The sequence below is a fragment of the Algoriphagus jejuensis genome, assembly GCF_039523455.1.
Classification (GTDB): domain Bacteria; phylum Bacteroidota; class Bacteroidia; order Cytophagales; family Cyclobacteriaceae; genus Algoriphagus; species Algoriphagus jejuensis.
This window is the reverse complement of record NZ_BAAAFI010000037.1, coordinates 47,428-72,636: the sequence shown is the minus strand read 5'-3', so window position 1 is coordinate 72,636 and position 25,209 is coordinate 47,428. Positions and strand designations below refer to the sequence as shown.

The 25,209-nt window shown below is 47.1% G+C and carries 23 protein-coding genes; 11 read left to right on the top strand and 12 right to left on the bottom strand.

Annotated features, from left to right (window positions below; genetic code table 11):
* Positions 1 to 267 precede the first annotated feature (267 nt).
* From ABD031_RS15120 to ABD031_RS15110, 3 genes are all read right to left on the bottom strand, one after another.
* Positions 268 to 993, bottom strand: coding sequence for a DUF2971 domain-containing protein (locus tag ABD031_RS15120; protein ID WP_343852950.1), 726 nt, complete (start codon positions 991 to 993; stop codon positions 268 to 270).
* A gap of 233 nt (positions 994 to 1,226) precedes the next feature.
* A complete protein-coding gene (locus tag ABD031_RS15115; protein WP_343852947.1) occupies positions 1,227 to 2,567 on the bottom strand; it encodes a Gfo/Idh/MocA family protein in 1,341 nt (446 codons plus the stop codon).
* Positions 2,568 to 2,770: 203 nt separating this feature from the next.
* A complete protein-coding gene (locus tag ABD031_RS15110) occupies positions 2,771 to 3,535 on the bottom strand; it encodes a 3-keto-disaccharide hydrolase (protein WP_343852945.1) in 765 nt (254 codons plus the stop codon).
* 132 nt (positions 3,536 to 3,667) lie between these two features.
* On the opposite strand from ABD031_RS15110, the gene ABD031_RS15105 reads away from it, so the two are divergent.
* Positions 3,668 to 6,211: a M14 metallopeptidase family protein gene (locus ABD031_RS15105; protein ID WP_343852943.1), complete on the top strand. Its 2,544-nt coding sequence runs from the start codon at positions 3,668 to 3,670 to the stop codon at positions 6,209 to 6,211.
* Between the two features lie 151 nt (positions 6,212 to 6,362).
* On the opposite strand, the gene ABD031_RS15100 is transcribed toward ABD031_RS15105, so the two are convergent.
* The 6 genes from ABD031_RS15100 to ABD031_RS15075 form a co-directional block, all read right to left on the bottom strand.
* Positions 6,363 to 7,553, bottom strand: coding sequence for an ATP-binding protein (locus ABD031_RS15100; RefSeq protein ID WP_343852942.1), 1,191 nt, complete (start codon positions 7,551 to 7,553; stop codon positions 6,363 to 6,365).
* A 187-nt stretch (positions 7,554 to 7,740) separates the two neighbouring features.
* Positions 7,741 to 8,142, bottom strand: a complete 402-nt coding sequence (locus ABD031_RS15095) for an energy transducer TonB (RefSeq protein WP_343852940.1) — start codon at positions 8,140 to 8,142, stop codon at positions 7,741 to 7,743.
* 32 nt (positions 8,143 to 8,174) lie between these two features.
* Positions 8,175 to 8,681, bottom strand: a complete 507-nt coding sequence (locus ABD031_RS15090) for an energy transducer TonB (protein WP_343852938.1) — start codon at positions 8,679 to 8,681, stop codon at positions 8,175 to 8,177.
* Positions 8,682 to 8,775: 94 nt separating this feature from the next.
* Positions 8,776 to 9,534 (bottom strand): energy transducer TonB, encoded by a 759-nt coding sequence (locus ABD031_RS15085; protein ID WP_343852935.1) that lies wholly within the window; start codon positions 9,532 to 9,534, stop codon positions 8,776 to 8,778.
* 103 nt (positions 9,535 to 9,637) lie between these two features.
* Positions 9,638 to 10,951: a TonB family protein gene (locus ABD031_RS15080; protein ID WP_343852933.1), complete on the bottom strand. Its 1,314-nt coding sequence runs from the start codon at positions 10,949 to 10,951 to the stop codon at positions 9,638 to 9,640.
* Positions 10,951 to 11,322 carry a BlaI/MecI/CopY family transcriptional regulator gene (locus tag ABD031_RS15075; protein WP_343852931.1) on the bottom strand — a complete coding sequence of 124 codons (372 nt, stop codon included), beginning with the start codon at positions 11,320 to 11,322 and terminating at the stop codon, positions 10,951 to 10,953. Before ABD031_RS15075 ends, ABD031_RS15080 begins: the two co-directional genes overlap by 1 nt.
* A gap of 142 nt (positions 11,323 to 11,464) precedes the next feature.
* Here ABD031_RS15075 and ABD031_RS15070 point away from each other — a divergent pair, with 142 nt between their 5' ends.
* Positions 11,465 to 12,163 carry a hypothetical protein gene (locus ABD031_RS15070; protein ID WP_343852929.1) on the top strand — a complete coding sequence of 233 codons (699 nt, stop codon included), beginning with the start codon at positions 11,465 to 11,467 and terminating at the stop codon, positions 12,161 to 12,163.
* Positions 12,164 to 12,214: 51 nt separating this feature from the next.
* Here the strand turns inward: ABD031_RS15070 and ABD031_RS15065 are convergent, their stop codons facing one another.
* Together ABD031_RS15065 and ABD031_RS15060 are read right to left on the bottom strand one after the other, a co-directional pair.
* Entirely contained in the window at positions 12,215 to 13,051 is an 837-nt protein-coding gene (locus tag ABD031_RS15065; RefSeq protein WP_343852927.1) for a DUF4249 family protein, read from the bottom strand.
* Between the two features lie 85 nt (positions 13,052 to 13,136).
* Complete coding sequence (locus tag ABD031_RS15060; protein WP_343852925.1) at positions 13,137 to 15,527, bottom strand: TonB-dependent receptor; 2,391 nt, start codon at positions 15,525 to 15,527, stop codon at positions 13,137 to 13,139.
* Between the two features lie 141 nt (positions 15,528 to 15,668).
* On the opposite strand from ABD031_RS15060, the gene ABD031_RS15055 reads away from it, so the two are divergent.
* The 4 genes from ABD031_RS15055 (at position 15,669) to ABD031_RS15040 (ending at position 19,153) form a co-directional block, all read left to right on the top strand.
* A complete protein-coding gene (locus tag ABD031_RS15055; RefSeq protein ID WP_343852924.1) occupies positions 15,669 to 16,634 on the top strand; it encodes a VWA domain-containing protein in 966 nt (321 codons plus the stop codon).
* Positions 16,634 to 17,278, top strand: coding sequence for a hypothetical protein (locus tag ABD031_RS15050; protein WP_343852922.1), 645 nt, complete (start codon positions 16,634 to 16,636; stop codon positions 17,276 to 17,278). Before ABD031_RS15055 ends, ABD031_RS15050 begins: the two co-directional genes overlap by 1 nt.
* Positions 17,268 to 17,882 carry a hypothetical protein gene (locus tag ABD031_RS15045; RefSeq protein ID WP_343852920.1) on the top strand — a complete coding sequence of 205 codons (615 nt, stop codon included), beginning with the start codon at positions 17,268 to 17,270 and terminating at the stop codon, positions 17,880 to 17,882. Before ABD031_RS15050 ends, ABD031_RS15045 begins: the two co-directional genes overlap by 11 nt.
* Positions 17,883 to 17,974: 92 nt before the next feature.
* Positions 17,975 to 19,153, top strand: a complete 1,179-nt coding sequence (locus tag ABD031_RS15040) for an acetyl-CoA C-acyltransferase (protein WP_343852952.1) — start codon at positions 17,975 to 17,977, stop codon at positions 19,151 to 19,153.
* A gap of 116 nt (positions 19,154 to 19,269) precedes the next feature.
* Here the strand turns inward: ABD031_RS15040 and ABD031_RS15035 are convergent, their stop codons facing one another.
* Positions 19,270 to 20,286, bottom strand: coding sequence for an FAD:protein FMN transferase (locus ABD031_RS15035; protein WP_343852918.1), 1,017 nt, complete (start codon positions 20,284 to 20,286; stop codon positions 19,270 to 19,272).
* Positions 20,287 to 20,442: 156 nt separating this feature from the next.
* Here ABD031_RS15035 and ABD031_RS15030 point away from each other — a divergent pair, with 156 nt between their 5' ends.
* The 5 genes from ABD031_RS15030 (at position 20,443) to ABD031_RS15010 (ending at position 24,976) form a co-directional block, all read left to right on the top strand.
* Positions 20,443 to 21,543, top strand: a complete 1,101-nt coding sequence (locus tag ABD031_RS15030; RefSeq protein ID WP_343852916.1) for a toxin-antitoxin system YwqK family antitoxin — start codon at positions 20,443 to 20,445, stop codon at positions 21,541 to 21,543.
* Positions 21,544 to 21,818: 275 nt separating this feature from the next.
* Positions 21,819 to 22,760 carry a phosphoribosylaminoimidazolesuccinocarboxamide synthase gene (locus tag ABD031_RS15025; protein ID WP_343852914.1) on the top strand — a complete coding sequence of 314 codons (942 nt, stop codon included), beginning with the start codon at positions 21,819 to 21,821 and terminating at the stop codon, positions 22,758 to 22,760.
* Between the two features lie 125 nt (positions 22,761 to 22,885).
* On the top strand, positions 22,886 to 23,263 hold the full coding sequence (locus tag ABD031_RS15020; protein ID WP_343852912.1) for an STAS domain-containing protein: 378 nt from the start codon (positions 22,886 to 22,888) through the stop codon (positions 23,261 to 23,263).
* On the top strand, positions 23,260 to 24,204 hold the full coding sequence (locus ABD031_RS15015) for a ribonuclease Z (RefSeq protein WP_343852910.1): 945 nt from the start codon (positions 23,260 to 23,262) through the stop codon (positions 24,202 to 24,204). Before ABD031_RS15020 ends, ABD031_RS15015 begins: the two co-directional genes overlap by 4 nt.
* Complete coding sequence (locus ABD031_RS15010; RefSeq protein WP_343852908.1) at positions 24,185 to 24,976, top strand: queuosine precursor transporter; 792 nt, start codon at positions 24,185 to 24,187, stop codon at positions 24,974 to 24,976. Before ABD031_RS15015 ends, ABD031_RS15010 begins: the two co-directional genes overlap by 20 nt.
* The last annotated feature ends 233 nt before the right edge of the window (positions 24,977 to 25,209 follow it).

Here is a 25,209-nt window from a genome sequence, read left to right as displayed (position 1 = left end):
AGGTGTGGAAATATGGAAAACTCACGCCCTTCCTGTATACTTGGCCTTAAACCAATCCTGTCCTAACTTTTGGGGGATGCTCAGCACTTCCGCTCTTCGGAATTTGCAATTCCTAGTCCGTGACCCGGGATTTGCGATCCAACCAAAGTGCCTAGAGCAAAAACTGATTGGAAATTCTAGGTTTCCACAAATAGCACAAGTTCGCGCCATGAGTGTACGATTTAGTTAGCGAGGCATCAACTATCAACCAGCTGTCTACTCTCCTTATCAATACCCATTTGAATTCAAATATTTCAAGTACGAAATTGAATTCATCTTCCTTTTCTCCACTTCCTCTAAAATTCTGTGGGCCCAGTCAATTGAATTTATCCCACCTCCTGAATTACTTGCTTTTCTAAAATCATGAGGAATTAAAATCTGCTTCCCTGCCCTACTTATAGAATCTTCCAAAACTCTGCAAATCTCATTTTCGGATGAAAATTTTGAACCCAACACAACAAATTCCACACAATTGTTAATTGACAAAAAATCAACTTCGCCAATCAAAAATAATCTTCTCTCATCCTCATGTCTCCAATCTTTATATTTCTCAAAAAACAGTTTATTAAAATATTTTACCACAAACTCATGAGCAGGCAGTTCAACCAGAGAATTATTTAAATCAGAATACGCCCAATTAACATATTTCACATTTCTAATTTTATTAAAACAACTCGATAAAATCTCTTTATTTTCTTTTACAAATTTACTCTCATTTATAGCAATGCAAGCCCCTGCATGATTATCTCCATATTGCGCCCACATCCTGGGTTTTCTGTATCCAAGTTCTACAGACTTTGAGTTTGGGAAATTTCTCGAAAAACTCAATAATCGACATCTACCCAAAATAAACTCTTCTACTTCAGCACTCTTCAGGAAATCAACCCCATATAGATTCACCTCTTTCTCATTTAAATCGTTCAAATTTTCAAATGAAGAAAGCTTCAAACTCATACTCTCTAGAATTTTAAACAAAGAAGAGGAACTTGTAAAATGATATAAAAGACCATCACCCAAAGAAGGTAGTCTTGTATTCCAATATCCATACATATGATTTCTTTATTTCAGTGTTATAACAAAACCCTCCAAATCTCTCTGGAGGGTTCGTAAATCAAAATTCGTAAATGCCAAAAGATTGCTTCGTCAATCCCCTCACCTCTCTTCGAGGGGCTTTCCTCGCAATGACGCTACACCTTTGGCAGATTCCAGCCATTGTGATAATTGGCTTTGATCAGCTGATTGGCTTCCGAGTCTGTGAACAGATTCTTGGTCGCATCCCAATAGACCTTCTTGCCGGTCTTGTAGGCGATATTACCCATCTGGGCGTTGATCGCAGCTACGGAACCGGTCTGGATGGCGCATTTGAGCTTGCTCGGATCGTTGGCCAATACTGACTCCACAAAGTTGTTGGCGTGATGATCCAGCGCATTCCCCTGCGGTTTGGTATGAGCAACCTCTTCGACTTTGTTTCGTTTTTGCCCATCCACGGTTTCAGTCTCTGGAATGACCTTCCAGCCACCGCGGTTCACCACCAGCGTCGCATTGTTACCGATAAAGGCGATGCCTTCGGTGGTGCCATAGTTTCCACCGTCGATCCCGGTGGCATGTTCCCAGAGCATGTTGAAGCCCTCGTATTCATACACCGTCTGAAGCGTATCCGGTGTCTCGGAGGCGTCATTAGGATAGGCAAATTTCCCACCGGAAGCCATCACCGACTTGGGAGCGCTCACTCCCATCGCATAGAGCGCAATATCGATCTCATGCACGCCCCAGTCCGTCATCAGTCCACCCGCATAGTCCCAAAACCAACGGAAGTTGAAGTGGAAGCGGTTGGGATTGAAAGGCCGCTTAGGAGCCGGGCCAAGCCACATGTCGTAGTCCACTCCTGCTGGAGGAGGCCCATCCGGCAACACCGGCACCGGCTTCATCCAACCCTGATAGGCCCAGCACTTCACCAAGCGAATCTGGCCCAATTTGCCGGATTTCACGTATTGGATGGCTTCGTCATACTGTGAGCCAGAGCGCTGCCACTGCCCGACCTGCACGACTTTGCCATAGCGTTCCTGGGCTTTGACCATGAGCTGGCACTCTTCGATCGTATTGGCAATGGGCTTTTCGACATACACATGCTTGCCGGCAGAGACCGCATCGACCATGTTCAGACAGTGCCAGTGATCCGGGGTGCCAATGATTACGACGTCGATATCCTTGTCCTCGAGCAGTTTGCGGTAGTCCTTGTATTGCTTGGGCCTTGTGCCGCGCAGCTTGAATACATCTTCGGTTCGCTGGTCGAGGATGGATTGGTCGATATCCGCGATGGCAACGCAATTGACATTGGGGATCTTGAGATGGGCATTCATGTTGGACCAGCCCATCCCTTTGGCACCGATCAGGCCGTAGTTGATCTGGTCATTGGGCCCGATGGAGCGGGTAAATCTGCCAAAGTCGGCCGCAGTCAGAATGGAGGGCATGCTCATCCCTGCGCCTAGGAGCATGGTATTTTGGAGGAATTTTCTTCGTGAAGACATTGGAAGATAGGATTTTGGGTTATTGAGAAAAATATAGGTAATGTAAGATTTTTGATTTGTGGTTTACGACACCATTCGCTATCGATTACCACAAACACCAAGTCATAGCTTTTTAAGTTTCAAACCAGACAATCCGTTTGAACTGAAGAAAAAAGCTGATACTCAGTGTTTGAGGTCGTAAATCAAAAATCCCAAATCGTAAATCAAAGCGGTCTTACCCAGATATTTCTGAATCTCACCGGATTGCCGTGGTCTTGCAGTTTGATCGGAAGTTCCTCCGCATGAGCCTTGTAATTAGGAATGCCGATGTACTCCGTAGGACCTCTGAGGATCACGTTGTTTTGCACCAATACCCCATTGATCAGCAAGGTCACGGTAGCCGGAGAGGTTACCATCCCGTTTTTGTCAAAACGCGGCGCCTTGAAGATGATGTCGTAGTAGTTCCACTCACCAGGAGCACGCAGCGGATTCACCAAAGGAGGATGTTGCTTGTAGATCGATCCTGCCTGTCCGTTGGTATAAGTTTTACTTTCGTAGCTGTCCAGCACCTGCACTTCATACATTCCCATCAGGAAGAATCCGGAGTTGCCACGGCCTTGGCCTTCACCTACTATCTCGGTCGGTGCGGTCCATTCCAGGTGATATTGTGCATCGCCAAAAGCAAGTTTGGACTGGATATCCCCCTTGCCTTTTACTACGGTCAATTCGCCATTTTCAACTTTCCACTCAGCAGGGCCATTGCCTTGGCCGGCGCTGACAAAACCGTTGAGGCTAGTGCCGTCAAATAAAACAATCGCATCAGAAGGAGGTGCGGTATTGCTGGCACCTGGAGTGACTTTAGGTACGACCGGAGTGTAAAACTCCGTGGCTTGGGGTGGCAACTTGGGAGGGGTTTGATCTTGGGCGAAGGACACCGAACTGACGGTAAGTCCCAAACCAAACAAAGAGAGGGCAACGAGCTGCTTCATACAATAGGTTATTTTAGAAAATGAATGTTAACCCGATAAATTACAGGAAAAATGCCGTGAATAGGAAAGCCGTTGATGGATTTTTGCGGGATTTGAGCATTTCCTTTTCTATTTTTCAAAAAACAAACCACCATGATTAAATCCTTACCCATTCTGATATTAACCTTTTTTCTGTGTCAGTTCACCTTTGCTCAGGAAGATTACTATTTCCCTGGGGAAAAATTCGACCCGGCAATTCCCTCACCTTCAGACTTTCTGGGCTACGAAATCGGCGAATGGCATACCCGCTACGACCTGATCGTGAAATACTTCGAAAAGCTGGACCAAGCCAGCGAGATGGCCCAACTCCAGACGATCGGCTACACGCATGAGCATAGACCGAAAGTCATCCTAACGCTGGCATCTGCCGCCAACATGGGAAACCTCGAGCAAATCCGCCTCAAACAGGTGCAGCTCGCCGACCCCAGCCAAGCCAAACCCGATGTCAGCACCATGCCTTCCATCGTCCATCTGGGCTACGGAGTCCACGGCAATGAGCCCTCCTCTGCCGAAGCGGCGATATTGACCGCTTATTGGATCTTGGCGGCCCAGTCTGACTTGGCTCAAAACATCCGCCAAAACGCCGTAATCCATATCGATCCCACGCTGAATCCCGACGGCCGTGACCGCCACAGTCTTTGGGCCAATTCCAACAAGGGCTTCCCTCCCGTCGCCGATCCCCTGGACCGAGAGCACAACGAGGCCTGGCCCGGCGGCAGGACCAACCATTATTGGTTTGACCTCAACCGTGACTGGCTGCCTTTGGCGCATCCGGAGTCGAGGGTGAAAGTAGAATGGTACCACCAATGGTATCCCAACGTGACCACAGACTTTCATGAAATGGGAACCAACAGCACCTATTTCTTTGAGCCGACCAAACCCTTTGGATCGGAAAATCCGGTAGTCCCAAGAAAGAACTATGAGGACATCAACCCACGCTTTGCGAAGTACTTCGCCAAATACATGGACGAGATCGGCAGCCTGTACTGGACCAAAGAGGTCTTTGACAACAGCTATCCGGGCTATGGCTCTACCTATCCGGACATCCACGGCGGTTTGGGTTTGGTCTTTGAAACGGCTAGCTCCAGAGGCCATGTGCAAAGCAGCCAGCGCGGCGATATCACCTTTGCTTTCACGATCCGAAACCATGTGGTCAACTCCCTAGCCACGATGGAAGCCTCGGTGGACAACCGGGTGTTTATGCACGATTACCTGCGGGAATTCTTCGAAAGCGCAATGTCTGAGGGAGCGAAAGACGCTGCGAAAAGCTATGTCTTCGGCGACGAATACGACGAAAGCAGAAACCGGATTTTTGTCCAGTTTCTCCTCGACCACAAGATCAAAGTCTATGAAAACTCGGCTGATTTGAGCCTGGAGGGCCAAAATTTCAAGAAAGGAAAATCCTGGATCGTTCCGACCAAACAAACGCAATACCGCATGGTGCGCACCATGTTTGAGTACGAGAAGGAGTTTGCGGATTCTGTCTTCTACGACGCCTCGGCCTGGACCATGGCGGCTGCCTACGGCATGCCTTTTTCTGCCGCAGCTGGCGCAAAAACGGGTGCTGAAGTCACAGAAGCCATTGTTTCCACTTTCACTTTCCCCGAAGGGAAAGCCTACGCCTACCTGATCGACTGGTCCGACTACTACGCACCCAAGCTACTCCATGAACTTCAAAAAGCCGGAATCCACGTAGAAGCTATCCATCGGCCTTTTTCCTCCCAAACCCAAGATGGGAAAGTAGATTTCGCCGCGGGCACTCTGATGATCCCAATGGGTTTCCAAAAAGGAAAGTCCGAGGAAATAGTCGCAAAGCTCAAGGAATTGGCCCAAACCAATAGCCAACGAGTCTACGCCGTCAGCACCGGTCTTAACCTCAGCGGGATCGACCTCGGCTCCAACCTCGCGTCAGCAGTTCAGCAGCCCAAGATCTTGATGGTGGTGGGCACGGGAATCAGCTCTTATGAGGCGGGGGAAATCTGGAACCTGCTCGACCAACACTACGGGATGCCTATCACCAAGGTGAACACGGAGCAGTTCGGCCGGGCAAACCTTTTTGAGTACAACACCTTAATCCTGCCGAGCGGAAACTACAATTCCCTAAACGAAGGACAAGTAAATCATCTCAAAGATTGGATCGCACGTGGTGGCACTGTCATCTCCCTGAAAAATGCCTCCCTCTGGCTTAACCAAAAAGGCATCACCAAAGAAGTGGCTGTAGAGCTGGAAGAGGAGCCGAAAGATCCCCAATCACTTCCCTTTGCTGTCCGAAATGACTTCGAAGGAGCCAAAGAAGTGGGTGGAAGCATCTACCTGGCCGAGCTGGACCTGACCCACCCCATTGCCTACGGCTACCACCGAAAAACCCTTCCCGTGTATCGGAACACGGATATCTTCATCAAGCCTTCCGAAAACAAATACCTGACCCCGGTGAAGTACACCGCAGATCCACACCTGGGCGGCTACATCTCCAAAACCAACTTGGAAAAACTGGAGCAAAGCGCAGGCGTGGTGATCTCTCCCCTCGGCCAAGGCCGGGTCATCCACTTCTTCGACAGCCCCAATTTCCGTGGGACTTGGTTTGGCACAAATAAGCTGTTTATGAATTCAATTTTCCATGGGGAAAGAATGGATTAAAGTGTAGTGGGTTCAAGTTTGAAAATTTAAACCAATGGGTGGATTGGTTCAGGTTTTCAAACTTGGACCATACTAATGCAGTTCTCCGACTGCGCTATCCCTAGAAATTATCAGGAAAAGTATTCTGCAATGAAAATCCACGATCAACTGATCAATAAAGCATCCCAAACGCCCAAAGCGGCAGGCTTTTTCCAGCAGGGAATTCCAAATCATCTTTGACGATCCAAGTCAATTTTTCCTTTATTTGCTTGTTTCCTTTATTTTTTCCCCCGACTTCAAAATGAAATTCTCCTCCCACCAAAAAATCAACGGAAGCGGAATACTGAACGGTGTGGGTGACTTTCATCAGGCTATTGAAGAAAGTCTCCCGAACAGTTCCTGATTCAGGCTTTTTCTCACTCAGCGCAAACAAAAAGTTTGTATTGTTCATGAATATTTTCTCCGGCTTCTGGAGGGTTACCACACTAAATCCGGCTGGATATTGAAGATCAATCAGGCGTGCTTCGGCCAAGTATATCAAGTAATTGACCATAGAATTCCGGTGGATCAAAGTCCGCTCTGCAAGAGTTGATATATTTGGTTTGAATGGAACTTGCTGAGCTACCAAATAGAGAAGCTGAAGTAACTTTTTCCCATTTCTGATGTCAAAGCCTTTGATCTCAGCCATGTCAAATTCGACGATAGTCCGGACCAGTTGCCGTAGTCTTTTAAAGTAAATCACCTCATTTACTCCTGCAAAGGGGAAATAACCATTTCTTAAATAGGCTTGAAAATGCTGCAAGGGTAGAAAATCATCAGGAAAATGATTTCTTATTGAAAACTCAGGATCCAAAAGCTCCTCGAGACTAAACTTTGGCACATGTATTCCATGCCTCAGACTTAAATATTCTCTGTAAGAAAGTCCATGAAGCTCATACATCACCGCTCTTCGACTCAGATCACCTTCTTCTTTGCTGATATCTATGATAGATGATCCTGTGAAAATCACCTGCAAATCCCGGAACCGATCATGAATATTTTTCACCTCTTGAGACCAGTTGGGATACTTATGAACCTCATCCAAAACAACTATTTTCCCTCCCGTTTGATGAAACCGCTTAACTACCTCCAGTATCGAATGAGATAGAAAATAGATTTCATCCAGAGAGAAATAAGCCTTTTGGTTATAGGGAACCTGTAACTCATTAAGATATTGTAGCAAAAGTGTCGTTTTGCCCGTGCCTCGCGCACCTTTTATTCCTATCAGTTTTTCCGACCAATCGATTTCAGCATATAAATATCTCCTGAAATTCAACTCTGTTGACCGGATCATACTTTCCGAAACTTCCAATAGCTCTTCCATGAATTCTCCTTAAGCCCTGAACAAAGTTAAAAATATTGCACATTTGATTATGCATAACACTTACTTTTTTGCACAATCAAATATGCAATCATTGCGTTGGTTCAAGTCAAAAGAATGAATCATGGATAAAAAATGCCGCAAAACGAATCGCTTTGCGGCATTTACTTCCTTTTTTGATTACGTCCATCTACATTTTAAACTGCACCGGCAGGGTAATCTGGGTATTGACTGATTTCCCGTCCAGTTTCCCGGGAGTCCATACACCGGAATTAGCCACCACCCTGAGCGCCTCTTCGTCGCATCCTCCGCCAATCCCTTGGAGGATCTTTGAGCTGCTGACGGTACCGTCGGATTTGACTACGAAGGTGACCAGGACTTTGCCCTCGATCTTAGCTTCCTTGGCTTCCTGCGGATACTTGAGAGTTTTGATCATGTATTGGGTGAAACCCTCCATCCCTCCCGGAGGAACCGGCATCTCATCGACCTTGTCGTGCACCCGCTCTTGAGCGAGGCTAGAATTGGGAAATGCCGCCCAGGCCAACAGGACCAGCAACATACCCATGATTGAGGAAATCCATTGATTTTTCATGATTTCTAGGGGTTAGTTTACTATCAAAGGTACTAAGCTCCGAGCTTAAAGCGCACTGGCAGCCTCATTCTTGAATTGACCACCTGGCCTTTTTGCTGCGCAGGAACCCATTTTGGTGAGTTTTCGACCACCCGGACGGCCTCCTCGTCACAGCCTCCGCCTATTCCCCGCAACACTTCCACATTGGAGACCGAGCCGTCGGAATTGATCAAAAAGAGGACAATCACCGTTCCCTCAATCCCCATTTGCCTTGCCTGATTGGGATAGCTGAGATTTGAGCCAAGATACTGGCTCCAGCCTTCCATTCCACCTGGAGGATTGGGCTGCACTTCTGTCACGTCGAAGATTTCCTTTCCGTCCTTGCCAACATCGTTTACTCGGGCCAGGACATTGCTGGGGCCGATACTGGGCTTCGCTTCGACTTGGGTTGGTCCTTCCAATTCCGGCTCGGAGGTGATCTGGCAAGAACCCAGCCCAAGGCATAATGCGAGCGCCATGCTGCAAGCCATTTTACTGTTTTTCAATACGTTGTCTTTCATAGTGTATTTGGTTTTTGGTTAAAATTTAGATGTATCCTTCCCGGCTCCTGGTTTTTGGCCAAGAGTTCAGGAGATTTAATAAAGTTGATTTGACTTATCGAGAGGCTTGGGGTAGGTACCCGATCACCACCAAACGGTTTTCTCCGTAGAGCTTGCTGATGGCATTTTCCTTACTGTTGGATAGGGTACCTTCGGCACCGCTCAGCTTGAACTGTACAGGGATACTCATGCGGGTATTTACTGCTTCGCCGGCAATCGTTCCCGGTTGCCAGCTAGGCCCAGACGCGACTACTCGAGCGGCCTCCTGATCGCATTCTCCACCAATTCCTCTCAGGACCTTTACATTCTGTATTGAGCCGTCGGCATGGACCTCAAAGCCTACGATCACGGTTCCTTCCACTCCGTTTTTGCGGTCGCCTTGGGGATATTTCACGTTTTTGGACAAGTAAGCGTACCAGCCCTGATCACCGGTTTTTGGTCTAGGCAGCTCCTCCACTTTGTCGAACACAGGAACAGCGCTCGCAAGCGAATCTGGGGTAAGCCTAATGACGTATTCCTTTCCCGCTTCAAAGGAATCTTCCCAGAATTCTGAGGTACTGAAATGCCGGATCACCAAGACCGACTTTTCGGACGGTATTTGTAGCGTGAAAAAACCATCCGTATTCGTAACAGTGCCAGTGGTCGTTCCCTTGACAAGTATCGTTGCGCCCACAGCCTTTCCACCCAGAGGATCTAAAATCCGACCTTCGACTACAAATTTCTTATTGCTCGCTTGGGAAAAAACCTCCCGTGGATGACTCATAGATATGATTCCCAATAAGATCAGAAACCGTAATAAAACTTTTTCTTTCATGTTATTATGAGTTTTTAGTAGATGTTTGGGTAAAAAAACCAGATTGAAAGACTAGCCTCCAGTCTGGCTTTTTTTAATTGATTTCAGATATCGCGGACGTCGATCAATTGTATCCGACCACGACCACTTGCGGTTTTACTCCCGTGACGAGCTCCTCTTTTAGGTCAGAAGCAATTGACTTATTGCTGCCGAGCTTAAATCGAATGGGCAATCGCATCCTTGTGTTGACCGCCTGGCCTCTTTGCCTGCCCGGCTCCCACTTTGGAGAGTTGATCACGACGCGCAACGCTTCTTCATCAGCACCTCCACCGATTCCCCGGAGCACCTCCACGTTTCTGACAGATCCATCTTTCTGAATCTCAAACACGACGATCACTGTCCCCTCTATCCCCATCCTGCGCGCCTGGTAGGGATACTGTAGATTTTTACTCAGGTACATATTCCAGCCAGCCATTCCTCCCGCAGGATTGGGTTGCTCCTCCACAATGTCAAACACCTCGTCGCTCGGACTCAAAAGCACGCTTGTGTTGGTCATATCCTCCGCAGTCAGCTGAGGCATCATGTCTTCTTTTTCGCAGGAAAAAACAAACAACAGCAGTCCCACCGCAGGAATCAGCGCTAGGAAGCGGAGGCGTTGAAAAGGTTCGGATGCAGCCTTCGCCATCATCTGAATCCGCTTCTTGGTCTGAAACTGATTGAAGTTGTTCATGAACTGAAAGCCCGGCTTTGCGGTGATCAGCTGCAGAAGCAGCGTCGCATACTCCTTGGGTGCCACTTGACGGGTAACGCCTTGATCTGCCTGAAACTCGTGGACCTCGCGAAGCGACTTCTCAAAGAGGTACACCAGCGGATTGAACCAAAAAACGACTTTCGCAAAACTGACCAAAAGGAGATCCCAACTGTGTCTGAGCCTCACATGAACCGATTCATGCGCCAAGATCTGTCTTTGCTTGGGATCCTCAGGATCAAAATTGGGCATGAGGATGTACTCGAAAAAAGACGCCGGTACAAACTCCGGATGCACCGCCACCCAGAAATTCCCAAAACGCGCGAGCTTCGCCTCTCCGATGAGTTTTTGGGAAGCCATAAAGCCGAAGATCAATCGTGCGGCGGCAAAAATGGCTCCGATCGCATAAACCCATGCGAGAATCTGAAACCAAGACATCCACTGCTCACCGGAGGGCTTCACCTGCTCTCCCACCTGAAAGACCGGAAGAGTCATCTCCGAAACTTCGGTACCGATACCGAAAAATTCCAATCGCAGCAATGGAATACCAGCGGAAAGGATGAGCAATCCGAGTAGGATAGACCGATTCCAGGAGAAAAAAGTCAAGCCACTCAACAAAAAGCGGTAGATCACCAGGGAAATCCCCAGGCAGACCGACACTTCGAGCAGATAGATCAGCAGCGCTTCCATTACTTGGAGGAGTCGTCCATCTTGTCAATCATGTCCTGAAGCTCTTTCACTTCCTTGTCGGAAATGTTTTTTTCCTTCACCATAAAAGAAAGGAAATTCCCGACCGAGCCCCCAAAGAAATGGGTAACCAAGCGGTTGAAGCTCTTTTTGCTGTAGTCCTCCTGCTTCACGGCCGGTTTGTAGATATTTACCGTTCCGTACATTCTGTGAGTGAGGTAGCCCTTTCGCTCGATGTTTTTGATCGTCGAGGCAAGCGTAGTATAGGGAGGTTTGGGTTCGGCGATTTGATCCAATACATCTCTGATTAGCAATTCTCCCTGAGCCCAAAAGATCGTCATGATCTGCTCTTCGTTTTGATTTAATTCTTCCATAGCTTAAAGATAGAAAATCAAAATTTACGATCCTACGATTTTTTCGTATAACTACGATAGAAATTTAAATCAATTTAAAAGCAACCTCTAAGAACCACCTGTCATCTACAAAAAAACCATACCACCTTAATTCTTCCGGTCCATGATCAATCCATCTCTCAAAAAATCGTTCCTCACCTACTTCTTGTTCTTGGGAGTCTGCATTGCGGGGATCCTGTGGGCCAAGCATCTAATGCCGCCCAGTGACTCCCTGCGGATCTTAGATTGGGCCACGGTTGCTGTTTTGTTGGTCGGCCTTCCTTTTTTGATTCTCCAAAAACCTGCCGGTATTCCTGAGTTTTGGGAAAAGCAGATCTCCAACAAAATCCGAATTTGGATTCCGCTGGCTATCGGATTGGGCTTTGGGCTCTTGGATGTCTTGCTAATCAAGGGAATCCTCCACCCCGAACCTTACGCCGACTTGCCTCCCTTTCTACAGCCGTTTCCCTACTCCATATTCCTTTATTTCTCCGGCGCCTTCGAAGTCGAGGTATTTTCCAGGCTGATCCCGATCACCTTAGTGCTTTATATTTTCTCCAAAATCCAACAGGGAAAATATCAGAATCAAGCCTTCTGGGTGATGGCGGTGTTAACAACAGTAAGAGGACCACTTGAGCAAATGCCTGACAGTCCAACTTGGTTTGTGGTATATGCCTTGATTTCTGGTTTTGCGATGAATTTTATCCAAGCGATTTTCTTCAAAAAAGCTGGATTCATCGCCAGTCTCTGTGTACGGTTGGGCCACTATCTGCTTTGGCACATTCTGCTGGGCGTCTATGTTGAGCTGATTGAACTTAGCTAAAGTCCGCTTCCATGACTGCAGCTACTCAAGTCCATTGTATCGCCAAATTGATCAATCGTATTTGGCTTGGATCACTACGGTATGTGTCAATAGCGGCGCAACTACAAAATAGCCGAGCACTTCTGATTCACCCTGAACAACCTTGATATTGGTATCTGGATTTTGGGGAGGTGGACTGAAAAGTCCCCCGTCGTTATACAACAGATTGACCAACTGATTAAGGTAGTCGAATGCATCTCGATTAAGGCGATAAAGCTCTAAGCGGACTTTGTCATTTTCCTCAAAGGCATAGCCCAGTTCCAATCCTTCCTCAAAAAACTGCAGACCAAAGGTGTCGTCGAAAAGAAGGTAATCGTCCCGTTGATTTTTGAGGGTATCATTTTCAATAACTCTGATCCGATAGTTGTTGTCATCTTCAAACGGAATCTTCCCATATACCTTGATATAATATCCCTCGTCCCTAAAGAGCCGCTCCTCTTCAAAACTCCAAGTGACACTGTCTACGATCGGCGGCTCCAGCATTATACCTTCCGAAACAAAGACCTTATCCCGCCATTTGACATTGAGTTGGTAAGTCACCCCGACGATCGCTTTTTCCTGCGGATTCATCGGTCGGTACGACTTTGCTCCCCCCAGATAAATGAAAGGTATAACCTTACCGGTACTGGGAACTGTCACGAAAACTTCCGCGTCAGAAATCACCTCTACATCTGCTGAGTCGTAATAGTCTTTGGAAAATGTGATCCGAACTTCATTGTAACTGGATCGATCTGTCCAATATCCCTCAATCGTGGGGACAGGAGAATCCCTTTCTCCCAGAGGCAAGACAACTTCTTCCTGGCAGGACCAGGACAGTACGGAAAAAAGAATCAAAACCAGCCTTTTCATGATTTTATAAATCTCTTCTTTTGGATTGATCCTGTATAATCTCTAGTTCTCGCCTCGTCTGTTGTCGGTATCATGCTCGTTTTAATCAGAATTGAAAGTTATATGTAAGCGAAGGAAGAAATGTGAAAAGATAGGTCATCACTACACCCGGTCTGGTAGATACCACCTCTCCGTCGGTATCCGGGTCAAATTTAGCGTCATCGTTGAAAATTGTTCGGAATTCGTAGGCAAACGGATTCTTCCTGCCATACAGATTGTAGATACTGAAGTTCCAACTCCCTCTCCATTTTCGGCCCTTGTCGGCATTTTTCCAGGTGACCGAAGCATCCATCCGATGGTAGTTGGGAAACCGATCCTGATTTCTGTATTCTGGGTACAAGGGTACAGACTGGTTGTCCACCTCGTAGGAACCCTCCGGAAAAGAAACTGCCTGACCCGTCGTATAAACGAATGTCAATCCCGCCGACCAACTTGGAGAAAACTCATGATTCAATACCAAAGTCACATCATTTGGTCTATCAAACCTCGGGTTGTAGGGTTCATTTTTACTTACTCCTTCGATCTCTCGCCAAGTCCTTGACCAAGTGTACGCAAGCCAACCGGTTGTCTTGCCGATATTTTTGCGCAGCAAAAACTCCGTACCATAAGCCCAGCCTTTTCCCGCAAGCAGTTCTGTCTCTACTTGATCTGTAAAAAGAACCTGGGCGCCGTTTCTCAAATCGATGACATTGTCCAAGTCTTTGTAATATCCCTCGACAGAAAACTCCCAGCGGTTGTTGTTGAAATTGTGAAACAAACCCAGTGATACCTGATCGCTACGCACCGGCTCAATATACCGTCCAGACAGAATCCACCGGTCGATCGGCAAGCCAGCCGAGCTATTCGACGCGATCTGTATGTATTGAAAATTACGGTTGTAAGCGGTCTTAATAGAAAACTGGTCATTGATTAGGTAGCGAAAAGCAATTCTGGGTTCCAGACCTTGGTAGAACTGCATCTTTTCCAAGGTGCCAAAGGAGAGCGAATCGGTGATGTCGATCTCCGGCCCAGGGACGCCGCCTTCGTAAAGGTAATCTACTCCTTTTCCCACCTGGTTGAAAAGCCCCCATCTCAGCCCACCCTCGACGCTGAGTTTGGGAGAGATCTCATACCCCGAACTGACAAATAAATTGTTTAAAAATCCATTCTTCGGATTGGTAGCGATCGGCATGATAGCGCTGTCAGGTGCCGGTGATAAATCTATCGGGGCAAAATTGTAGTACTGGCTGTGTACTCCCCAATTCAGCTGGATTTTAGAATTGGGCAGAAGGGTCCAAATGGCTTTCAGTCCTGATTCGGATAGTTTGTTGGTCCATTCGAAGCCGTTGTCCGGATCGTCAAATTCAACGGAATAGCTGTATCTGGAATGATAACCCTCAAGGTCAAAAAAGAACTTTTCTGAATGGACTCTGCTCCAGCTCGCTGCGCTCACCCAGTTGGTCCAACCTAATGCAAACTCGTCATCCAATCCCAACAAATCACTCCCCTGATAGCTGGATACGGTTATTTTATCCCGATCATTTAGTACAAAAGCCAATTTACCACTCAAATCATGGAAGTTCAGTTTGTTGTTTTTGAGATTTTCATCGGACGAAAGTTTGAGGAAAACATCCGCGTAAGTTCTACGAGCACTGACGATGAAGGTGGAGTTTTCGCCGAATAGCGGCCCATCGACAGTAAGTCGAGAGGAAATACTCCCGATCCCTCCTTCTCCGCGAATCTTGACATTGTTCCCTTCCCGCAGCGAAACGTCAATCAGAGAAGCCGCTCGACCACCAAATGATGCGGGCATATTTCCTTTATATAAGTCCACACTCTTGATCCCATCGGGATTGAACACGGAGAAAATCCCGAAGAAGTGCGAGGGATTGTACACCGGGGCACCGTCGAGCTGCACGAGGTTTTGATCTGCTGATCCACCCCTAACAAAAATGCCCGTAGTTCCCTCCCCGGCAGACTTCACCCCTGGAAGCAGTTGCAGACTTCGAAGCAAATCCACTTCGCCAAAGAGCGCCGGAATATTTTTGATGGTTTCGATCGGGACAGTTGCTTTGCCCATTTCCATATTTTTTACCTGCTCGTCAGGTCGGCGTTCTTGGATAATAATCTCATCCAGAGACATTTCTTGTGGTTTCAGAAAAAAACGAATGGGCTTTTCAGCGTCTTTGGCATTGATGATCCGCACCGATTGCTCATAACCTATGTAGGAAATCACCAGCTTAAAAGGAAAATCGCCGGCCTTCAACCGGAATTTCCCTTCCAAATCCGAAACAACACCAAGGGTGCTTTTACCTTCCCAGTAAATATTGGCTCCGATAAGCGGTTCAGAGTTGGCGACGTCTAAAACTTCACCCGTTATAAAACCCTGCTCCTGTGAAAACGACTGATAGCTAAGGCTTATCAATAAAAACAGGGTCAACGCTTTGAAAAAGGACATGAAGGTAAATTTTTGGGGACTAAGCGAAGCCAACGAAAGGTTCAAATTAATGTTTGTTAATTCTGCCAAAAGTTTCGGGTACATTGAAGCTATCGCCAAAACCTGACTTTCAATTTAGGTTTAATTTCCTAATTTCAGGCCATGATTTGGGCATACCCTGACATCAAACTCACCCTCTTGCTGACAGGAGTCTTCGGACTTCTATACCTGCTATACCTCACCAGATTCTGGGCCATCAACCGCAAGTTGAAGGTGGAGAAGCAGCGCCTATTTACCAAACTGATCGTAAGAACGGCGTATTTCATCCTGTTTCTTATCGCATTCGCCGGGCCGTCCATTGGAAATTCGTTCAAGGAAGTCAAGGAAGAAGGCAAAGACATCTTCATCGCCATCGACCTTTCCCAGTCGATGAATGCCACAGATATCGGTCCGAGCAGGCTTCAGCGGATCAAGTTCGAATTGAAAGACCTGATCAAAAGCTTTCCTTCGGATAGAATCGGACTCATCATCTTCAGTTCAGAAGCTTTCATGCAATGTCCGCTGACATTCGACCAGGCAGTGATCCAACTCTACATCGACGGACTCAACACCGGTCTTGTACCGAACGCCGGCACAGACCTAACCGCTCCCCTGAAGATGGCTATGGAGCGCTTTATGAAGGACGAAAGCCAGGAAGTCAAAGCCAAGTCAGTGATCTTGATCTCTGATGGGGAAAATTTCGGAGATGATTTCGAAAGCACCGTTTCGGAACTTGGAGAAAATAACATCAAAGTTTTTTCCCTGGGAATCGGTACCCAAGCAGGTAGTCAAATTCCAAGAGGCAACGGGGTCATCATCGATCCGGACACCGGGCAACCCGCCATCTCCAAGCTAGACTCAGAGTCTCTGCGATTGGCTTCCTCAGAGACTTCCGGACAATATTTCGAAATCTCCGACGAGACCCAACAGATCGGCGACCTAGTGTCGGCCATCGACCGCTTGGAAGGTGGGGTAACCAACACCCGAATGGTTGAAGCCAGTTCCAACAAATACTTCTATTTCTTGCTGGCCGCATTGGGTTTGGCACTTTTAGATATGATTTTACCCATCAAAACAATCAAACTCTGATGACCTCGAGCAAGTTGATCTTGGCTGTTTTGCTGCTTATCCCCAGCTCCTGGACGCGAGTCACGCGGTTGAATGATGCGATCACGACCGCCGAGCAAAGCTATGCTTCTGCCAACTATGAGCAGTCGGTCACCGACCACATGGTATTGGTAAATGAATTTGAATACAAATCTTCTGAACTGAGTTTTGACTTAGGCCTCAGTCATCATTATTCCGAAAAAGTCGACGAAGCACTCACTTGGTACGATCAGACGACACAAAGCCCCAACAAGAAGTTGGCATCTTTTGCGTTTAACCAAAGCGGGGTAATCACCGGAAATAAAAAAGAATACGAGGCGGCACTCAGCAAATTCCAATCTTCGCTCATCAAAGATCCAACCAATGAGCAGGCGCGCTATAATTACGAAATGCTTGCCCGCTGGATGCAAAGAGATGAGGAGCGCAAAAATCAGGATCAAAACAAGCCCGAACCGTCTGACTTTGCGAAGCGCAAAAAAGCAGAGGCTGATCGCCTGGTGGAACAATTCCGCTTCAATGATGCGTTAACTGTCATGCAGGACGCCATGGCTCAAGACAGTACCGTGACCGCTTATCAGGATTTTATGACCACACTTCAGGAGGTAGTAGAGATCGATGAAAATTAAACTGATTGTATTTACGTTGGCCGTTTTTTCTTTTTTCGCAGAAAAAACACAGGCTCAAACCGCCGGAGACTTCTTCAATCGGGCGGCTCGCTCCTACGTGAAAACCGACAGGGAAAATGCGCTCAAAGAAGTCAATGACGGCCTAGGCAAATTTCCCGAAGACTCCAAACTCAAGGCTCTGAAGGAAAAACTAGAGCAGGAGCAAAAGGAAGAGGAACAACAAAACAAGCAGGATCAAGACCAACAAAATCAGCAGAACCAGGATCAAAAACCTGATAGTGAGGGTGAGCAGGGAGAAAGCGACTCCCAGCAGAAAGACGGCGAACAAACCGAGGAAGATAAAGCCGAAGACGGCCAAAAGGGCGAAAATCCCTCCCAGCAAAGTGAAGAAGCCGGAGAAAATGCCAACGATCAGATGGACGCCAACTTGGCCGACAGGCAGCAAAAGCTTGATGCGATGCGAGAAAAGCTAAAAAGCATGAACCTCACTCCCGAGCAGGCTGCACAAATCCTCGAATCACTCAACGCCGCCGAACTTCGGTATATCCAGGATAACAAAAAGAAACCGACACAACGACCTAAGCGCGGTTTGCCGGATTGGTAAGAAAGACCGAAGACCGAAGACGGGAGACAGAAGTACGCTTCTCTTCGGTCTTCGGTCTTAAGTCCCTTTTAACTTAAACCCAAATAGCCATGATCAAAGAAGTCTACATCGTCTCAGCAGTCCGAACTCCGCTGGGAAGTTTTGGAGGAAAACTCGCAGGAATGACCGCCGTCGAGCTTGGAAGCATCGCCATCAAAGGTGCTTTAAGTAAAGCAGGAGTGACTTCGGACATCGTCCAAGAGGTTTTTATGGGAAACGTCCTCTCCGCCAATCTCGGTCAGGCTCCCGCCAGACAAGCATCCATTGGAGCAGGCATCGGCTATCAGGTTCCCTGCACCACAGTCAACAAAGTATGTGCCTCGGGTATGAAAGCGGTGATGCTCGCCGCCCAATCCATTATGCTGGGCATTAACGACGTGGTGGTGGCAGGCGGTATGGAAAGCATGTCCAATGTGCCCTACTACATCCCAAAAGGCCGTTTTGGCTACAAATACGGCAACTCGGAATTGGTTGACGGATTGGTGAAAGATGGCTTGTTCGAAGTTTATTATAAATTCCCAATGGGGAACTGCGCAGACAATACTGCCAAAGAACTAAGCATCAGCCGCGAGGATCAGGATGCCTACGCCATCCAATCCTACAAGCGATCCGCGGAGGCTTGGGAAAAAGGAATGTTCAAGGATGAAATCGTGCCGGTGGAGATGACCGGAAGAAAAGGAGAAACCATCCTGATTGAGGAAGACGAGGAATTCAGAAACGTGATGTTTGATAAGATTCCTTCACTGCGGCCGGTTTTTGATAAAAACGGAACAGTAACTGCCGCCAATGCATCCACGATGAATGATGGTGCGTCTGCATTAGTTTTGGTGAGCAAAGAGAAAGCGGATGAACTGGGCTTGAAGCCTTTGGCTAAAATCCGAGGCTTTGCAGATGCGGCCACCGATCCGCTTTGGTTCACCACGGCCCCTGCCCTAGCCATTCCCAAGGCACTCAAACATGCCGGGGTTTCCTCTGACGAGGTCTCTTTTTACGAAATCAACGAAGCCTTCTCAGCGGTTGCTCTCGCCAACCAGCGCGAATTAAAACTGGATAACGACAAGCTGAACGTCTTTGGCGGAGCGGTCGCGTTGGGCCACCCACTGGGAGCTTCCGGAGCCAGGATCATCACGACCCTCAATTCTGTCCTTCACCAAAAATCCGGCAACATCGGCGTAGCCGGCATCTGCAACGGCGGCGGCGGTGCTTCGGCAATCGTGATTGAGAAGATTTGAAAAATTAGAAAGCTGAGGCCAGTAGTCTGAAAAAGATATAACGTAGCCAATTTTCATCTTTCCCGCTTCAGCCTTCTGATTTAGATTTTTGAAGGTTTCGATCCATCCTTCACTGCCTACTGGGACTGATCACTATCCTCAATTCTCGGAAATCCACTCGTAAACTCCATCTCCAGTTTTTCCTTCCCTCCGATCACAAACATCGCTTCGACGCCGGGCAGGCTTTCTGCCAAGATCATGGCTTTCTCATGTCCCATTCCCATAAAGGCAGTCGCCAGCGCATCTGCCTGAGTCGCTGATGGAGCCAAGACCGACACAGAAACCATGCTGTGACTTACCGGATAGCCAGTCTTTGGATCGATGATATGTGGTCTGCGATTGCCCGATTCGTCCACATAGAACTTTCTATAATTGCCCGAACTGCTGATCGAGCGATTGTCCAGCTCGACCTTGGTGAGCATTGTACTGGTCACGCCCATTTCGGCCTGGCTGGGATCTTCGATTCCGATTGTCCAGAGCGTGTTTCTTGGGTTGATGCCTTTTGCTTTCATCTCGCCGCCGATCTCGACCATGTAGTTTACGATCTGATTTTTCTCCACGACCTCAACCAGCTTGTCAATGGCATAACCCTCGCCCAATCCGGTAATATCGAGCATCACGCCAGGCTTGGTGGCGGAATAACCGGTATCTGTCATCGAGATCATCTTTTCAAAACCGATGTATCCGAGCAACTCGACGACTTTCAACGAGTCCATCTCCTCTCTTTTCTCAAAGGAAAAACCCCAAGCTTTGATCAGCGGATAAAGTGTCGGCTCAAAATAGCCATTGGAAACCCGGTTGTACTTTGCCGCCGAATCCATCATGTCTTTAAAAGTGTAGGAAGGATCCAAAAGCTGGCCTGATTGATTGAATGTAGATACTTCCGATTCTTGGACATAAGAATTGGAAGCCGCATTGACTAGGGCAAAAACAGAATCAAACTCGACTTGCAGGTCTTTGCCCAAATCCTCGACCTGAATGCGGTAGTAGGTTCCAAAAATCTCCCCCTCGTAGGTTTTAAAGGTTTTTTCTTTCTCCGCACAGGAACTAAAACCGATCAAAGCAATCAGGAAACAGATCAAGGTAAGTCTCATATCTTGTGAATTGGGCCAACACCGGCAATGGCAAATGGCAGAATTGGAAATTTTGACCAAAAATAGTCAAATTGAGCTCCTTCCCCGTTAATTTTCCGGGAAGTAAATTCACCCCACCGAGGACTTCGTTCCTCTTACGTCCATCTCCTCTTCCGCATGACCCGATTTACGGCAAAAGTTTTCTTTCTGAGTTTAGTAATTGTATTTATCTCCTGGTATGCCGGGTATGCGCAAGATACCCTGCGAACCTATTATGATGAGGATTCGCTTCATGTCAAAGAAATACTGACCAAAATCAACGGAAAGGCGGAAGGTGAAGTCCGACTCTTTGATCCAACCGGCAACTTAATCTTGATAGGAAACCTTAAAAACGACCAACGTAACGGTTTTTTCTACGACCTACATCCTGACACCGGAGACACACTGCGTATTGTAGAATTTCAGAATAATCTCAGGGAAGGCAAAGCGCGGAGCTTTTTTCCCGAAGGTGGAGTCAGCCAAGAATCGACTTTTGTCAATAATCAGCTACAAGGGCCGATGATTTCCTATTTTGAAGACGGTACTGTCAGCGAGCGAATCAATTTCAAAAACAACAAGCCAGACGGTATTTCCGAAGCATATTATCCCTCGGGAAAACTCAGATCCAAAAACTCATTTGTTGCAGGGCAGTTTGACGGCGTCAATGAAGAATACGGGGAAGATGGACAGCTACTCTCCAGCACGAGCTATTCTAAGGGAGTTCTCAACGGGCCAGAAACCCATTTTTTTGCCGACGGAACTGTCAAATCGAAGCGGAATTTCGTCAATGGCATGATCGAGGGAACGTATATCTTGTACTACCCCGAGGGAAAAATTCAGCGCAAGGGTCTTTACAAAAAAGGAAATCCTGAGGGAGAAATGCAGGAGTTTTTCCCCGATGGAACTGTGAAAATGAGAGCCGTCTACTCCAAAGGAACTCCAAGCCGGCCCATCGTCTATTATTACGAAAACGGCAAAATCAGACAGCGAGTCACCTTTAACTCTTCCGGACAAAAAATTCGAGAAGATAACTTCTACCCAAGCGGCGCGCCCTACTCTGTAGTTCCATTTGCCGGAGGATCTGAAAGCGGAGTGGTAAAATTGTATTTTGAAGACGGCGCGCTCAAGGAAATACGGACCTACAGCTATGGTCGACTCAACGGAAAACAGGAGACCTATGACAAAGACGGCAACGTTCTAAAAAGCGAAACCTACCGAAACGGAATTGTTGTCAAGTAATCTAACCTGTAGCAAATGACACCAATTAGAATGTCCAGACAGCTATGGAGTACTTTGCTCAATTCTACCGAATTAAGTTAGGGACAGGCGATGTGGCGAAAAAAAATCAATTACAAACACATGAAATGCCCATGAGAAATTTTGCTCCCACAGAGTGTTGATTATTTAGGGCATCCCATGTGGCCTTTAAAAAACAGAAAATAATCACATCAAATAACCGGACAACCTGAGGCAAGGGAAATCCATTTTTCTATTTTTGCCGAAACGATTTTCAAATGAGCGAGGCAATTAAGGAGACCTATTTCAATTTTCCAGGTCAAGTGGGTTTTTACAAAGGAAAAGTACGAGACGTTTATATTTTCGATAAGGAATTGGTCGTAGTTGCATCCGATCGAATATCGGCTTTCGACGTGGTGCTTCCTGAGCCTATCCCATTCAAAGGCCAAGTGTTAAACCAAATCGCTGCCGGATTTCTGAAAGCAACGTCCGACATTGTTCCCAATTGGGTAACTGCGACCCCTGATCCGAGCGTCACGATCGGGTATCGTTGCGACCCCTTCAAAGTCGAAATGGTGATCCGCGGTTACCTTGCTGGACATGCGGCCCGAGAATATAAAGCTGGAAAACGAATGATTTGCGGGGTTGCTTTGCCTCAAGGACTAAAAGAAAACGACCAACTCCCCGAGCCGATCATTACCCCTACGACCAAAGCTTCTGAAGGTCACGACGAGGATATCTCTAGAGAAGATATCCTGGCACAAGGCATCGTCAGCGAGGCGGACTATGTGATTTTGGAAAAATACACGCGGGCACTTTTCCAGAGAGGTCAGGAAATGGCAGCTGAAAAAGGACTTATCCTTGTGGATACCAAATATGAATTCGGGAAATTTGGAGACGAAATTCTCCTAATTGACGAAATTCACACGCCGGATTCTTCCCGCTATTTCTACGCCGAGGGCTATCAGGAAAACCAAGCCCAGGGAATCGCACAGAAACAACTGTCCAAGGAGTTTGTAAGACAGTGGCTCATCGCCAACGGTTTTCAGGGCAAAGATGGACAGACCGTGCCGGAAATGACCAGCGAAATTGTAGAAAGCATCTCTGATCGCTATATTGAGCTCTTCGAGAAAATCACCGGTGAAACCTTCGTAAAAGCGGAAACCAAAAACATCGAAAAAAGAATTGAAAACGCTATTTTGGCCCATCTCCGCCAATAAACCCAACTTGTAAAAACTGTAAAATCGAGCGTGACCTTAGCCTCCGAAAATGGAAAAACTATCTGTCATGTGAGATTTCTCCCGATAGTTATCGGGATGACCTTTAGAATGTAAATTAAAATGATATGAAATACACCATTGATAAGAAAGAGCAGTACGTGGTATTTGCTCCTTTGGAGGAAAAAATTGACTCCCTGCTTGCCCCAAAATTGAAGTCTGAATTGTTGACAATTCACGCCGAAGGATATGCGAATATCGTATTGGATCTGAGTCAAGTGAAATATGTAGATTCCAGCGGACTGAGTGCGTTGTTGGTAGGTGACAGGGAATTTGGCCGAAGCGGCGGGATTTTCGTGATCTCTGGCGTTCAGGATCACGTGATGAAGTTGTTGAAAATCTCCATGCTTGATAAAAAACTGAACCTGGTGAATACGCTCGAAGAAGCTGGAGAAGCCATCTTCATGCACGAAATTGAGGGGGGCGAAGACGAAGAAGGAGCTTGATTCCTGATTTCGAAGTCACCATTTTAGGAAACACTTCTTCCATCCCTGTTCATGGAAGAAATCACACTGCCCAAGTCATCAGATTTGGGCAGGAGTGTTTATTGATAGACTGTGGAGAAGGGACGCAGATACAGATGCGCAGGTACAAGATCAAATCTTCCCGCATCACCCACATTTTCATCTCCCACCTTCACGGAGATCACTACCTCGGTTTGATGGGAGTTTTGTCAAGCTACAACCTTTCGAAAAGAACCAAACCTCTGACGATCTTCGGCCCCAAGGGCCTCGACGAGATCATCACCACCCAGTTTCGCTGGAGTAACACCAAACTCACCTACCCGCTCGCATTCGTAGAGACCAAGGCGGACGGTCTAAATCGCTTGCTCGATCATCCCAGATTTATAGTTTCCAGTTTTCCGCTGACACATCGCCTACCAACGACTGGCTTTTTGATTCAGGAAAAAAAAGGACTGAGAAATCTCATAAAAGAAAAATTGGCAGAAAGGAAGATCCCTCTTGCCGCTATTCAAAGCCTGCGAAGGGGAGAAAGTTTTACTGGAAAAGATGGCACCTACTACGATTTGGTAGACTATGCACATCCGTACCATTCCTTGAGAAGCTACGCTTTTTGCTCCGACACGAGGTATGAACCAGCATTGGCCCAGTATCTCCACCAACCTACTTTGCTCTACCACGAGTCCACCTTTATGGAGTCGGATACTGCGCGGGCCGAGGTCACTTTTCACAGTACTGCCAGACAGGCTGCTGAAATAGCCAATCTGATCGGTGCAAAATCGTTGATTTTGGGACACTTTTCCTCCCGGTATGTCGATTTGGCCCCGATGCTATTGGAAGCAAAGTCTGTATTTTTAGAAGCAAAATTGAGCGAAGAAGGCGTAACTTATCCAATCTTTCCAAAAGATGAACGACATTCAAAATAGCCGAAAGACCAACCTATTTATCATTCTCGCATCGATCTTCCTGACAAACGCAATCTTGGCGGAGATCATTGGGGTCAAGATCTTCTCCGCGGAGAAAACCCTTGGTTTCGAGCCTGTCAACTGGAGTTTTTTTGATCAATACATCTTGGATTTCAACCTCACCGCTGGCGTGATCATTTGGCCAGTGGTATTCTTGACCACCGATATTATCAATGAGTATTTCGGAAAAAAGGGCGTGCGCAAGATCAGCTTCATCACTGCCGGATTGATCGCCTACATTTTTGTCATCATCAGCGTAGTAACCATTTTGGTACCTGCGGACTTCTGGCTAGAGGTCAATGGCAAAACTCCGACGGGAGATAGTTTCGACATCAGCTATGCATTCAATTCAATTTTCCGACAAGGATTGGGAATCATCATCGGCTCGTTGACAGCCTTTCTGCTGGGTCAGTTGATCGATGTATATGTCTTCCAGAAACTCCGGGCCGTCACCGGTTCCAAGATGATCTGGCTCAGGGCGACGGGGTCTACGTTAGTTTCCCAGTTTATCGATTCCTTTGTGGTGTTGGGGATTGCATTTTATGTGTTTGGCAATTGGAGCATCAGCCAGATTATCGCAGTGGGGATCATCAATTACATCTATAAGTTTTCGGTAGCGATCTTACTGACACCGCTGCTTTATGTCGGACATGGTTTGATAGATCGATATTTAGGAAAAGAGTTGGCGGAAGACATGGCCAAGGATGCGAGTGCTGACAAGGCCTTTTTCTAAGGGTTCCTTAATAGATAAAACTGCAAGTCAGATTTGCTAAAACCTGACTTGATCGAGTCGCTGAAAAGCTTCCGAGAGAAGAAAAGGAAGCCGTTCATTCTTTTTTTAGAATCAGAGCTTCATAAAAAAGTGAATGAGTCTGAAGCAATCTGTTTTATCTCAGAAAAACCACTTCAAGAGATGAAGAAGACGAAGCGTGGAAGGATCTGTAACGGGATGACTAGGCTTTCATA

Coding starts and splice junctions, on each gene's coding strand:
- ABD031_RS15115 (WP_343852947.1), bottom strand. CDS start 2,567: ATGTCTTCACGAAGAAAATTCCTCCAAAATACCATGCTCCTAGGCGCA.
- ABD031_RS15075 (WP_343852931.1), bottom strand. CDS start 11,322: ATGGAAGAATTAAATCAAAACGAAGAGCAGATCATGACGATCTTTTGG.
- ABD031_RS15095 (WP_343852940.1), bottom strand. CDS start 8,142: ATGAAAAATCAATGGATTTCCTCAATCATGGGTATGTTGCTGGTCCTG.
- ABD031_RS15020 (WP_343852912.1), top strand. CDS start 22,886: ATGAAATACACCATTGATAAGAAAGAGCAGTACGTGGTATTTGCTCCT.
- ABD031_RS15055 (WP_343852924.1), top strand. CDS start 15,669: ATGATTTGGGCATACCCTGACATCAAACTCACCCTCTTGCTGACAGGA.
- ABD031_RS15070 (WP_343852929.1), top strand. CDS start 11,465: ATGATCAATCCATCTCTCAAAAAATCGTTCCTCACCTACTTCTTGTTC.
- ABD031_RS15045 (WP_343852920.1), top strand. CDS start 17,268: ATGAAAATTAAACTGATTGTATTTACGTTGGCCGTTTTTTCTTTTTTC.
- ABD031_RS15100 (WP_343852942.1), bottom strand. CDS start 7,553: ATGGAAGAGCTATTGGAAGTTTCGGAAAGTATGATCCGGTCAACAGAG.
- ABD031_RS15085 (WP_343852935.1), bottom strand. CDS start 9,534: ATGAAAGAAAAAGTTTTATTACGGTTTCTGATCTTATTGGGAATCATA.
- ABD031_RS15025 (WP_343852914.1), top strand. CDS start 21,819: ATGAGCGAGGCAATTAAGGAGACCTATTTCAATTTTCCAGGTCAAGTG.
- ABD031_RS15120 (WP_343852950.1), bottom strand. CDS start 993: ATGAGTTTGAAGCTTTCTTCATTTGAAAATTTGAACGATTTAAATGAG.
- ABD031_RS15065 (WP_343852927.1), bottom strand. CDS start 13,051: ATGAAAAGGCTGGTTTTGATTCTTTTTTCCGTACTGTCCTGGTCCTGC.
- ABD031_RS15080 (WP_343852933.1), bottom strand. CDS start 10,951: ATGGAAGCGCTGCTGATCTATCTGCTCGAAGTGTCGGTCTGCCTGGGG.
- ABD031_RS15035 (WP_343852918.1), bottom strand. CDS start 20,286: ATGAGACTTACCTTGATCTGTTTCCTGATTGCTTTGATCGGTTTTAGT.
- ABD031_RS15060 (WP_343852925.1), bottom strand. CDS start 15,527: ATGTCCTTTTTCAAAGCGTTGACCCTGTTTTTATTGATAAGCCTTAGC.
- ABD031_RS15030 (WP_343852916.1), top strand. CDS start 20,443: ATGACCCGATTTACGGCAAAAGTTTTCTTTCTGAGTTTAGTAATTGTA.
- ABD031_RS15010 (WP_343852908.1), top strand. CDS start 24,185: ATGAACGACATTCAAAATAGCCGAAAGACCAACCTATTTATCATTCTC.
- ABD031_RS15110 (WP_343852945.1), bottom strand. CDS start 3,535: ATGAAGCAGCTCGTTGCCCTCTCTTTGTTTGGTTTGGGACTTACCGTC.
- ABD031_RS15050 (WP_343852922.1), top strand. CDS start 16,634: ATGACCTCGAGCAAGTTGATCTTGGCTGTTTTGCTGCTTATCCCCAGC.
- ABD031_RS15105 (WP_343852943.1), top strand. CDS start 3,668: ATGATTAAATCCTTACCCATTCTGATATTAACCTTTTTTCTGTGTCAG.
- ABD031_RS15090 (WP_343852938.1), bottom strand. CDS start 8,681: ATGAAAGACAACGTATTGAAAAACAGTAAAATGGCTTGCAGCATGGCG.